Origin of the sequence: Pseudoalteromonas sp. MQS005 (assembly GCF_001661605.1) — a bacterium.
GTDB classification, from domain to species: domain Bacteria; phylum Pseudomonadota; class Gammaproteobacteria; order Enterobacterales; family Alteromonadaceae; genus Pseudoalteromonas; species Pseudoalteromonas tetraodonis.
The window spans coordinates 1-11,916 of sequence record NZ_LYRQ01000081.1 but is presented as its reverse complement, the minus strand read 5'-3'; the positions used below and the strand labels follow the sequence as shown (position 1 = coordinate 11,916).

Here is an 11,916-nt window from a genome sequence, read left to right as displayed (position 1 = left end):
GGGTAAGTTTAGAGTGACAATTTAAGTTAAAAGCACTGCTAGCAAATAATAACATAAAATTTACAACTTTTTCATTAATTATTATTACTTAAATTATCAAATGTATACTGTAATTGCTTTATAAATTTAGCGACATGAAGCCCATCCAACAACGCATGATGAACATCAATAGCAAGCGGCATTTTACCTGTCTCAGTGTTGTATTGGCCAAACACAAATTTAGGAATACCATTACTTTGACCGTGGGTAAATGCATGCGAAAAGCTGCTAAAGTTTAACCAAGGTAATACAGAAACATGAATTAAATCTGCTTGCCCTTCAGTTGCTGCAAACGCATCAGAAAACAGTGGGTTTAATTTTGTGGTATCGCTAATAACTTTCGCCTCACGGGCAAATTCATTTAACGACTCGTGTAATTTAAAATAACTAAAGCGAAACGACTCATCATCGGCAAGCTCGACTACACTTGCCCGCGTAGCACTTAAGTAACAAGGTTTTTGGTTAATAATGCGCAGCATCATCGGCTCATACTGATGACAGGCTTTTAATAAGCAATAAATATAACCATGAAAAAAAGCAATATTAGCTTGTTTACAGGCGGTATATAACTTTTTCGCATTCAGTTGTACGCACACATTAAAATAAGGCTGAGTGAACTGCTGAAATAACTCAAAGTGTTGCTTTCGAGGCCATTGCTCAAAATCAAGAGGAGTAATAGAAAAATCAGTAGAGGACATAAAATATAGATAAAATGTAAAACTAAATTTTACCGTGCTTTATCTATATTCGCATTAACTAAAATGACGCTTTGGGTGTAGTTATACCAAAGTCTTACATAAGGTATAAAAAAGGAGCGTATTTCGCTCCTATTTTAAACCGAGTGGAAACTTAAAGTCCGTTTTCAATAATTTCTTGTGCCAGTTCATCGGCAATTAAATGCGTTGATTTTTGCTCTTTTTCACTACGGGTAAAAATTTCACTAAGTGTATCGTAAATTCTTTCTACGTGTTTATTAGAAGCCTCTTTACTGTAACCCTCTGGTGCAGTTTCGTAATAAACGTTAATAATACCACCTGCATTTATTACATAATCAGGCGCATATAAAATACCTTTTTCACGTAAAATTTCACCATGGCGTGATTCAGCAAGTTGATTGTTTGCACAGCCTGCTACTATCGTTGCTTTTAAGCGTGGGATTGTTGTGTCATTAATAGTGGCACCTAATGCACAGGGTGCATAAATATCCACATCTAGGTCGTATATTTCATCAATACCAACTGCGGTTGCGCCAAAGTCATTTACTACACGTTCTACTGCAGCTTGATTAATATCGGTAACAAATAACTCAGCACCAGCTTCAGACAAATGTTTGCATAATCCATAAGCTACTGCACCTAAACCTTGCACCGCAACTTTAATACCAGAAAAGTCTTGAATACCGCGTTGATGGTTAAGCGCTGCTTTCATACCTAAAAACGTACCATAGGCTGTAAACGGCGAAGGGTTACCACTTTTTCCTTCAAGGCCTAGCACGTAATTTGTTTCTTTGTTCATTAACGCCACATCATCACAGGTAATGTTTACATCTTCTGCTGAGTAGTAGCTACCATTTAGTCGCTCTAACTGGCGACCAAATGCGCGAAATAACTGCTCAGATTTGATTTCTTTGGCATTACCAATAATAACCGATTTACCACCACCAAATGGCAAGCGTGCTACGGCATTTTTATAGGTCATCCCTTTTGATAAACGCAGCACATCATATACTGCGTCTTCATCGTTAGCATAATCCCACATTCTACAACCGCCTACCGCAGGGCCTAAGTTTGTGTTATGTACCGCAATAATGGCCTTCAAACCAGACGCTTTGTCTGAACAAAAAACCACTTGTTCATGGTTATCAAATTCAACTTGATTAAATACAACCACTTTAAATACTCCGAAAATAATGGGCCCTTTTGGGCAAGCACGCTACAAATTGTCGAGACTTTATCACTTCAGTTAATGGTTCGCCACACTATGAGTAGATAAACCAAATAAAGCGCGTCAAAGTGAAAAATAAAATGACTTATCGTTAAAAGTAAGCATAAAAATTCCAAAAATAACCATTTGATTAAGTATAAAAGCTAAAAACACCATCGCAATTAAAGCTTACGCTTACGTGAACGTCACCTTGCAGTTGTTTGTAAACTTAACCATACACCCTAAAAAAGTATACTACAGCTTGAAATACAGTGGCTTATACGCTCATTGCCTACGCAGCATAAACTGGTCTGAGGTGTATAAGTCTTTGCAAATGTAAAAGTAAATAAAAAAGCGAGCACACAGTGCTCGCTTATATGATTGCTTTTTAAGTAAAAATTTACTTCATTTTGCTGTCTAGCTCTTCAATTTTTGCTTTCCAAATAGCAGGGCCTTGGGTGTGAGCATTTGCTCCTTCACTGTCTACGGCAACTGTTACTGGCATATCTTCTACTTCAAATTCGTAGATAGCTTCCATACCTAAATCTTCAAAGGCAACAACACGTGCTTTTTTAATAGCTTTAGATACTAAGTAAGCCGCACCGCCTACCGCCATCAAATACACTGACTGGTGCTTTTTAATAGACTCAACCGTTGCAGGGCCTCGTTCAGCTTTACCAATCATACCCACGATGCCGGTTTTTTCTAACATCATATCGGTAAATTTATCCATACGTGTTGCCGTTGTGGGACCCGCTGGGCCTACTGCTTCATCGCCTACTGCATCCACAGGGCCAACGTAATAAATAAACTTGTTATCAAAATCAACACCTTCAGGTAAACCTTCCCCTGAGTTGATCATATCTTGCAGACGTTTATGAGCAGCATCTCGACCCGTTAAAATAGTACCTGAGAGTAAAACGGTTTCACCCATTTTCCATTCTTTAGTGTCTTCTTTAGTAAGAGTATCTAAATTAACACGGCGTGTGCCCTCACCCACTTCGAAAGTCACTTCTGGCCAATCTTCTAATTTAGGTGCTTTTAAATTCGCAGGACCTGAACCATCAAGGGTAAAGTGAACGTGGCGCGTAGCAGCACAATTTGGGATCATAACCACTGGCTTTGAAGCCGCGTGAGTTGGCGCCGTTTTAATTTTAATATCAACAACCGTGGTTAAACCGCCAAGGCCTTGCGCACCAATACCTAGTTTATTCGCACGTTCAAAGATTTCTAAACGCAGCTTTTCTTCTGTTGTTTCTGCGCCGCGCTCAATTAGTTCATGAATATCAACCGGATCCATTAATGACTCTTTGGCCATTACCGCTGCTTTTTCTGCCGTGCCACCAATACCTATGCCTAGCATGCCTGGTGGACACCAACCCGCCCCCATTGTTGGTAGCGTTTTTTCTACCCACTCAGCCACATCGTCAGATGGGTTTAACATCACCATTTTACTTTTGTTTTCTGAGCCGCCGCCCTTAGCAGCGACCATCACTTCGACTTTATCGCCTGCAACTAAGTCAATGTGAACCACTGATGGCGTATTATCTTTAGTGTTTTTACGTGTTCCCGCAGGATCTGCAACAATCGATGCACGTAAAGGGTTATCTGGATTTAAGTACGCACGACGCGTTCCCTCATCAACCATTTGTTGTACTGTTAAGTCGGTTTTATCCCAATTAACATCCATACCTACTTTTACGAAACAAGTGATGATCCCAGTATCTTGACACAGTGGGCGCTTACCTTCTGCCGACATACGCGAGTTAATTAAAATTTGCGCAATCGCATCTTTAGCGGCTTTACTTTGTTCTTTGTTATACGCTTTCTCTAGTGCTTGAACAAAATCAAGAGGATGGTAAAACGAGATGTATTGCAAGGCATCTTCAATGCTATCAATAAAGTCTTGCTGACGAATTGTACTCATAGTGGTTCCTTAAGTTGTTGTTACTCACGCAGCACGTAAGCGATATCAAACCCGTGACGGTGGTTCGAACTGTTTTCAACTACAGCGCTCACTAAACGCTGCCAAATAAATTTGACTTATGATACCCTCCCAGCCCGTTTGGAGCCAGTTCTTATAGGGGTAGTAAATGCTAAACAATAAAAAAAATTGTGTTGAATTAGCCATATCACAAAATTGTATTGAGGTATTTTCGCATTTTGCTCATTTGCCTTACGCCATTTTATTAGATTCGGGTGATAGTGATCACATAAACAGTCGTTTTGACATTATTGCGATTGACCCCCAGAGCACCCTTGAAGTCGAAAATAATCAAAGCGTTTTTAATAACCAGCCAAACATAAAAAGCTGCTTTGAAATAATGAATAATGAACTGGCAAAGTTAGACAGCACTAAAGCCGCCAACAACTTACCTTTTAATGGTGGCTGGCTGGGTTATTTTGGCTATGACTTAGGCCGTACTATAGAGCAACTACCAAGCAGCGCTTTACACGACATAAATTTACCGCAAATGGCGGTTGGACTTTACCTCGATGCACTGATTTACGATAAACAACTGCGCACGTGGTTTTATGTTTCGCAGCCCAATGTAGACCGCCTTTGGCTATATCAGCAATATTTAGCGCAACCACCTAAACATGAAAGCTTTTCGCTTACATCACCGTGGCAGTCAAATATGAGTCAGACTAGCTATAGCGAAAAGTTTGCCGCGATTGAAGAATACCTAAAAAGTGGTGATTGCTATCAAATTAACTTAGCGCAGCGTTTTAGCGCACATTACCAAGGCTCGCCTTGGAGCGCCTATGTTAAATTAACTCAGGCTAATAAAGCGCCTTTTTCTAGTTTTATTAATCATCCTCAGGGCGCTATTTTGTCAATCTCACCCGAGCGTTTTATTGCAGTACACGACAATAAAGTAGAAACAAAACCCATTAAAGGGACTTTACCTCGCAAAGCAGATGCCCTTGAGGATGCAAAACAAGCGACCTTACTGGCAAATTCAAGTAAAGATCGCGCCGAAAATGTCATGATAGTGGACCTGCTGCGAAATGATTTAGGAAAAGTCGCTAAACCGGGCTCGGTTATTGTACCCTCATTATTTGCTATTGAAAGTTTTCCGGCGGTACACCATTTAGTGAGTACGGTCACCTCAACCCTTGATGAGGGTAAAACAGCGGTTGATCAACTGGAAGCTGCGTTTCCCGGTGGTTCAATTACAGGCGCACCAAAAGTCCGTGCCATGGAAATAATAGAAGAACTAGAGCCACATAGACGTAGCATTTATTGTGGCTCTATTGGTTACATTAGTGGCTGCGGCAATATGGATACCAGTATTACTATTCGAACTTTAGTCACACATCAACAACAAATATATTGTTGGGCTGGGGGTGGTATTGTTGCTGATTCAAAAGTCGAATTGGAATATCAAGAAACTTACGATAAAGTAAATAAAATACTTCCTATATTAAATGAAGGTCGCTTTGAATAGTGAAACCATTTCGGCTCGTTTTCAATTAAACCGCAGTTTAGCCGTGGATCAGCTCAAAGATAATAAAAAAAAGCGCGCAAGCGCAGTAATGCTGCCATTGATTGATATAGATAACGAAGCACATATTTTATTGTGTAAGCGACCAACCTACCTTCATCACCACCCTGGGGAGATTTGTTTACCGGGCGGCAAGTTTGAAATTGATGATGTTAACCTACGCACCACCGCACTGCGTGAATTACATGAAGAGCTTAATATTGCCCCGCAAAATGTCCATGTGTTAGGTCAGTTACCTGAATATTCAACCCTGACCGGATTTACTATACGCCCCTTTGTAGGCTTAATTAAAAAAGAAACAGTGTGGGAAAACGACCACAACGAAGTGCAAGCTAGCTTTTTACTCTCTATAAAAGCGCTGAATAACGCGGCTAACTGGCAACCTTTGCCCTTTGAACGAGGTGGAAAAATCATTACCTTAAATGGCTTTATCACCCCACATGGGCTTTTGTGGGGAGCCACAGCCAGCATTATTAAAAACTTTACAAAACAACTCGCCATACCAGTTTAAATCTTTACTAATAAGGGTTACACACCTGCGTTTCCACGTTATTATAGTCGACCGTTCAAAGAACAGCTTAATGCTGAGAAAACTAAGTAGAGACACACATTATGATCAGTGCATTTGATATGTTTAGCATTGGTATTGGCCCTTCATCGTCACATACCGTTGGCCCAATGCGTGCATCACGCTTATTTGTTAATGACCTAAACGAACAACAACTATTAGCAAATGTGACCGATGTAAAAGTAGAGCTTTACGGCTCGCTTGGCCAAACAGGTGTTGGCCACGGCTCTGGTAAAGCAGTGATACTTGGCTTAGCAGGGTATGATCCTGAAACCATTGATGCCGATTTAGTGGATGACATACTCGCTAAAATTGAAAAAGAACAGGTTATTTACCTGAACCAAACTCACAAAGCTAAATTCCCTAAGCAGGGCGCGATTGTTTTTCATCGCAGAAAGACACTCCCTAAACATTCCAACGCAATGGAAATTATTGCCTATAACAATGGCGAAAAAGTATATAGCAAAGTTTACTACTCTATTGGTGGCGGATTTATTGTTACGGATGAAGAGTTTGAAAAAGAAAAACAAGCCGCTTTAGATATCCGTGAAGAAAACCCAGCCCCGTTCCCGTTTGGCTCGGCTAAAGAATTACTCGAAATGTGTAAAGAGTCGGGTTACAGCGTATCAACGTTAATGATGAAAAACGAAAAAACGTTACGCAGTGAAGAAGCCATTAAAGATGAGCTATTTAATATTTGGCAAGTAATGAAAGCCTGTATTGAGCGAGGTATGCGCACCGAAGGTATTTTACCTGGCGGATTAAAAGTAAAACGCCGTGCGCCAAGCTTATATTTAAAGCTTAATGTAGAAGTCAGTAACGATCCGCTGCGCGCCATGGACTGGGTTGATTTATTCGCATTAGCTGTAAACGAAGAAAATGCAGCCGGAGGACGTGTAGTAACTGCCCCCACAAATGGCGCAGCCGGAATTTTACCTGCAGTATTAATGTATTATCATACTTTTATTAAAGAAGTAGACCGTGATATTGCTACCCGCTACTTATTAACTGCCGCTGCAATAGGCATTTTATATAAAAAGAATGCCTCTATTTCTGGTGCTGAAGTGGGTTGCCAAGGCGAAGTCGGTGTTGCTTGTTCAATGGCCGCAGGCGCACTTACTGAAATTGTTGGTGGTAACGTTGTACACGTAGAAAATGCCGCTGAAATTGGTATGGAACATAACTTAGGGTTAACCTGTGACCCTGTTGGCGGCTTAGTGCAAGTCCCCTGTATTGAACGTAATGCAATGGGCGCTATTAAAGCAATTAATGCGTCGCGCCTTGCTATACGCGGTAGTGGTGAGCAAAAAGTATCGCTGGATAAAGTAATAAAAACCATGCTCGATACGGGTAACGATATGAAAACAAAATACAAAGAAACCGCTCGCGGTGGACTGGCCGTTAATATTATCGAGTGCTAATTAACCTGAGCTCTGGTTAAGAGATTTACTAACATATTGAATCAAAATGATATTTATGTTTATTTTCTCTAGCTAGAGATTTTTAGTGAAAACAAGGCGAAATTACTCGTCAATAGCTAGCCTATTGCAAGTAAATTCAACGCAGTTAGCGCTGAAAATAGCTGCTTGAGATGGATTTATTATCCACAGTTCAGGTTAATTACATAGCACAAAAAAGCCGCTTAGTTGCAAAACTAAGCGGCTTTTCATTGCTGTTTATGGCGGTTACTTTACAGGAAGTTCAATATCAGCAAATAACTTATCAACATCTTCTTGATTTCGCAGTAAACTCGCACGCTCTACTCGCTCTTTAGTTAAATGCGGTGCAAAACGTTCGATAAAGTCATACATGTAGGTGCGTAAAAAGCTGCCCTTTCTAAAACCAATTTTAGTCGTGCTCGCCTCAAATAAATGGCTAGCATCAATGCACACTAAGTCGCTGTCGTTTACCTGATCAATTGCCATAGATGCAACCACACCCACACCTAGCCCTAAACGCACATACGTTTTAATGACATCGGCATCGGTGGCAGTAAATACAATATGTGGCTCTAATCCGTAAGCATTAAATGCTTTGTCGAGCTCCGAACGACCTGTAAAGCCAAATACGTAAGTAATGAGTGGGTATTGAGCTATATCAGCCACTGTTAAATTATCCACTTTTTTCGCAAGGGGATGATCTTTAGCAACCACAATACTACGATTCCAATGGTAGCAAGGCAGCATTACTAAATCTGAATATAAATGAAGCGCTTCTGTGGCAATGGCAAAGTCAGCATCACCGCGAGCGGCTGCATCAGATATTTGCTGTGGTGTACCTTGATGCATATGCAGTGATACCGCAGGATATTTTTGAGTAAAGCCTTTAATTACACTCGGTAACGCATACCGTGCTTGTGTATGCGTGGTAGCAATATTAAGTTTGCCTTGATCCGGTAAAGTATGTTCATTCGCAACCGCTTTAATACCCTCAACTTTTGAGAGTATTTCGCGTGATATGTTAATGATTTCCTCGCCAGCGCCTGTAACATGAGTTAAATGCTTACCACTGCGGCCAAAAATTTGTACACCGAGCTCATCTTCTAACATACGTACTTGCTTAGAAATACCAGGCTGGGAGGTAAATAAACTCTCAGCCGTAGCTGAAACATTTAATTTATGATTTTGAACTTCTACGATATATCTAAGTTGTTGTAATTTCATGGCTATGTAGTTTCGTTATAATTCACATTGACAGATAAAAGCGCACCCTAACTATAGGTAGCTATATAAAAGGCTGATTAATGTTACATAATATAACAATTAATTTGTTGAAATTTCAGGTTAACACAATAAATAAACTTGAGGTAGCAATGATTATCAGCAATCGAAACATAACATATTAAGATTTAAACGCTTTATGGTGACGCTTTTTTCAGTTAATCTGAGCAAAGTTTCCCACCTTTTATATATTTAATGTAAGATTAGATAATAAGGTTAAGAATTTGAGAATTATAACATGATAGTTTCCATTATAATTGTATTAATTGTTGCACTTATAGTCATTGCACTATGGGTTAGTGCTGTTCAGCAACACAAAGAAAAACAAGAAGCTGAACGACGCAAAGAGTTAACAAAACAAAAAGCAATCATTGAAGAAACCGAAGAAGCATTAATGAATAGCGCCAACATTCCACTTTCAGAGGCAACTCAGCGAATATTACAACGACGAATTCATGATGCGCTCAGTCAAATGGTGTCTATTTCAAGCGGAGGTAGTGGACTAAAAAACCGCTTAAAAGAAGCAAAAGAGCGACTACAAAACCCAATTCAAGACGGTTCAGATGGCTTTGTATTACCAGGCAACGACAAACAACTGATATCGCTAATACAAGGCATTAAAAAGTTACGCACTATTATTCGTTCTGAGCATAATAAAGGCAAAGTAGACAGCCAGGTATTTATTGCAGAAGACAAACGCCTTGAAAAGCTACAACTAAGAATCAACATTGAAAGCCAAATAAAACGTGGGTTATCAGCGCAAACAGCTGGAATGATAGGCTCTGCTAGGCAGTACTTTGAAAAAGCAGCTGCCACACTTAACAGTGTTTCATTTAATGACGATTACATTACGGCAAAACGAGCTGAAGTTGAAGGCTACCTTGAAACGATAAGTAATGAACTCAAGGCATCAAATGCTACATCATTGAAGAAAAAGAACGAACAAGAGCAAGATGATTTAGACGTATTATTTGCACCTAAAAAGAAATGGTAACTCCTTTCTAAATAAAAAAGCCCATGCAGTTGCATGGGCTTTTTTTTGAATAGGATTTTGCCCCACTTTGTGTTTACATACTAGGACATATACATACTCTAACAAGCTGCCTGCATTAAGATAAAAATGCGAACTTAACAATAAACAAGGCCGTTAAAATCCAAACACTAATGCTTACCTGATCTTTTTTGCCACACAGCACTTTTACCGCCGTATAAGAAATAAAACCAAGTGCAATACCGTGTGCAATTGAGAACGTCAGCGGTGTCATTAATAATACAACACTCACCGGAATTGCATCAGTCATGTCGTCCCAATTCACAAACTTTAAGTTTTGTAGCATCAATACAGATACATATAAAATAGCTCCCGCGGTTGCGTATGCAGGCACCATTTGAGCTAAAGGCGCAAAAAACATCATCAGTAAAAAGCAGCAACCCACAACCACAGCGGTCAAACCCGTTCGACCACCAACAGATACACCTGCAACAGACTCAATGTATGACGTGGTTGTTGAAGTACCGAGCATTGCACCTGCAATGGTTGCTGTGCTGTCGGCGCTTAATGCACGACCTAAACGCGGCATATTACCGTTTTTATCTGCTAAACCAGCCTTCTGAGTTACCGCAACTAACGTGCCTGAGGTATCAAACAAATCAACGAATAAAAACGCAAAAATAACACTCAACATCGACAGTTCAAACGCGGCACTAAAGTCCAGTTGCATAAAGGTCGGCATGATAGAAGGTGGCATAGCAATAACACCATGATACTCCACTAACCCCATAGACACAGCAATCGCGGTGACTAGTAAAATACTAATCAGTACGCCACTTTTAAAATCGCGATAAAGCAGTGCAGCAATAACAAAAAAGCTGAAAATAGCCAATAAAGGACCAGGCGAGGTAATATCACCCAACTGCACCAGTGTTGCAGGACTTGATACAATAATACCGGCACTTTTAAGTGCGATGAGAGCTAAAAATGCGCCAATACCCGTTGCTATTGCTTGCTTGAGCACCAGAGGGATTGCATTAATAATCCACTCTCGCACCTTAAATAAGCTTAGAATTAAAAATATACACCCTGACATAAATACCGCACCCAACGCAGCTTGCCAGCTATAACCCATACCTAATACAACACCATAGGTAAAAAATGCATTTAATCCCATACCCGGTGCCAATGCCAGTGGATAATTGGCCCACAAACCCATAATAAAACACCCTATTGCAGCAGCAATACAGGTGGCAACAAAAGCAGCACCTTGGTCCATACCGGCTTCTGCAAGCATAGCTGGGTTTACGAATACGATATAAACCATCGTAATAAATGTAGTCATACCGGCAATACATTCACGGCGAACCGAAGAATCATTTGCACGGATTTTGAATAAGGCTTCGAGCATAATAAACTTGTGGTTGTAAAAAGTGGCGAGATTTTAGCATAAAAATAACTTTTTACAGGACATTTTACCTTGCTATATACTAAACTAGCTAAGTGATTAAAATAACAAACGAAGTAGCATGATCAAAACGACACCAAGTGGCCAAGACTTAGAGCAACAATTAGACAACATTCTTTCTTTTGTAACGCAACCAAGCGATGCAAATCTCCCTGCGAGCTCTAAAAACACCGATCAAGACACATTAAATAAAGCCCTTTATTACCTTAAAAATGAACAAGGCGCCTTAGCCGCAAAATGGATGCGTTTGGCAGCAATGGCAGGAAATTATCGCGCGCAGTTTTATTTAGGGCTGTTTTTTATAAAAGGACAAGGTGTGCCGCAAAGTGTATTTCATGGTGCTGCGTGGCTTAGCTTAGCCAGTAGTCAAGGCTATGAACCCGCCATAGAAGCAATGAGCGATATACGAAAACATATTAGTACCAAACGAATTAAAGATGCTCAATGCTACGCAGCCAGCCTGTATGAACAAATTCACCAGTTACAATTCTCACATTTGATCCCTCCTAGTAGCGAAAAATAATTTCACTGCCCAGCAACTCATTTCATCTGTAAATTAATTAAGCGTTTATAGCCAAAGCAAGCACGCTTAATTAATTTAAACTACTGTATACCCCCTGTTCATCTGTATTTATTTGCTCCCAGCCTTAAAATTAATTCTGTGGGCATTAACTTTCAATAAAAATTAAACCATTGCT

General features: G+C 40.0%; 10 protein-coding genes. 5 read left to right on the top strand and 5 right to left on the bottom strand.

What is annotated here, in order from left to right; translation table 11 throughout:
- Window positions 1-74: 74 nt before the first annotated feature.
- From A9479_RS18600 to A9479_RS18590, 3 genes are all read right to left on the bottom strand, one after another.
- The gene (locus A9479_RS18600; protein ID WP_064664244.1) at window positions 75-737 is read right to left on the bottom strand and encodes a CatA-like O-acetyltransferase; all 663 of its coding nucleotides are present in this window, start codon (window positions 735-737) and stop codon (window positions 75-77) included.
- Between the two features lie 151 nt (window positions 738-888).
- Window positions 889-1,929: a Glu/Leu/Phe/Val dehydrogenase gene (locus tag A9479_RS18595; protein WP_064664243.1), complete on the bottom strand. Its 1,041-nt coding sequence runs from the start codon at window positions 1,927-1,929 to the stop codon at window positions 889-891.
- Between the two features lie 433 nt (window positions 1,930-2,362).
- Entirely contained in the window at window positions 2,363-3,889 is a 1,527-nt protein-coding gene (locus tag A9479_RS18590; protein ID WP_008112774.1) for a fumarate hydratase, read from the bottom strand.
- Window positions 3,890-4,055: 166 nt separating this feature from the next.
- Between A9479_RS18590 and pabB the strand changes: the two genes are divergently transcribed.
- The 3 genes from pabB (at window position 4,056) to A9479_RS18575 (ending at window position 7,460) form a co-directional block, all read left to right on the top strand.
- Window positions 4,056-5,414 carry an aminodeoxychorismate synthase component I gene (pabB, locus tag A9479_RS18585; protein ID WP_064664242.1) on the top strand — a complete coding sequence of 453 codons (1,359 nt, stop codon included), beginning with the start codon at window positions 4,056-4,058 and terminating at the stop codon, window positions 5,412-5,414.
- A complete protein-coding gene (locus tag A9479_RS18580) occupies window positions 5,407-5,982 on the top strand; it encodes a CoA pyrophosphatase (protein WP_008112778.1) in 576 nt (191 codons plus the stop codon). The genes pabB and A9479_RS18580 overlap by 8 nt, the downstream gene beginning before the upstream one ends.
- Window positions 5,983-6,083: 101 nt before the next feature.
- Window positions 6,084-7,460 carry an L-serine ammonia-lyase gene (locus A9479_RS18575; RefSeq protein WP_008112780.1) on the top strand — a complete coding sequence of 459 codons (1,377 nt, stop codon included), beginning with the start codon at window positions 6,084-6,086 and terminating at the stop codon, window positions 7,458-7,460.
- A 264-nt stretch (window positions 7,461-7,724) separates the two neighbouring features.
- On the opposite strand, the gene cysB is transcribed toward A9479_RS18575, so the two are convergent.
- On the bottom strand, window positions 7,725-8,702 hold the full coding sequence (gene cysB, locus A9479_RS18570; RefSeq protein ID WP_008466190.1) for an HTH-type transcriptional regulator CysB: 978 nt from the start codon (window positions 8,700-8,702) through the stop codon (window positions 7,725-7,727).
- 295 nt (window positions 8,703-8,997) lie between these two features.
- Here cysB and A9479_RS18565 point away from each other — a divergent pair, with 295 nt between their 5' ends.
- Window positions 8,998-9,753 carry a hypothetical protein gene (locus tag A9479_RS18565; RefSeq protein WP_013465225.1) on the top strand — a complete coding sequence of 252 codons (756 nt, stop codon included), beginning with the start codon at window positions 8,998-9,000 and terminating at the stop codon, window positions 9,751-9,753.
- A 115-nt stretch (window positions 9,754-9,868) separates the two neighbouring features.
- Here A9479_RS18565 and A9479_RS18560 read toward each other — a convergent pair whose 3' ends face one another.
- Window positions 9,869-11,161 (bottom strand): NCS2 family permease, encoded by a 1,293-nt coding sequence (locus A9479_RS18560; RefSeq protein WP_008113045.1) that lies wholly within the window; start codon window positions 11,159-11,161, stop codon window positions 9,869-9,871.
- A gap of 118 nt (window positions 11,162-11,279) precedes the next feature.
- On the opposite strand from A9479_RS18560, the gene A9479_RS18555 reads away from it, so the two are divergent.
- Complete coding sequence (locus tag A9479_RS18555; RefSeq protein ID WP_064664241.1) at window positions 11,280-11,741, top strand: tetratricopeptide repeat protein; 462 nt, start codon at window positions 11,280-11,282, stop codon at window positions 11,739-11,741.
- The last annotated feature ends 175 nt before the right edge of the window (window positions 11,742-11,916 follow it).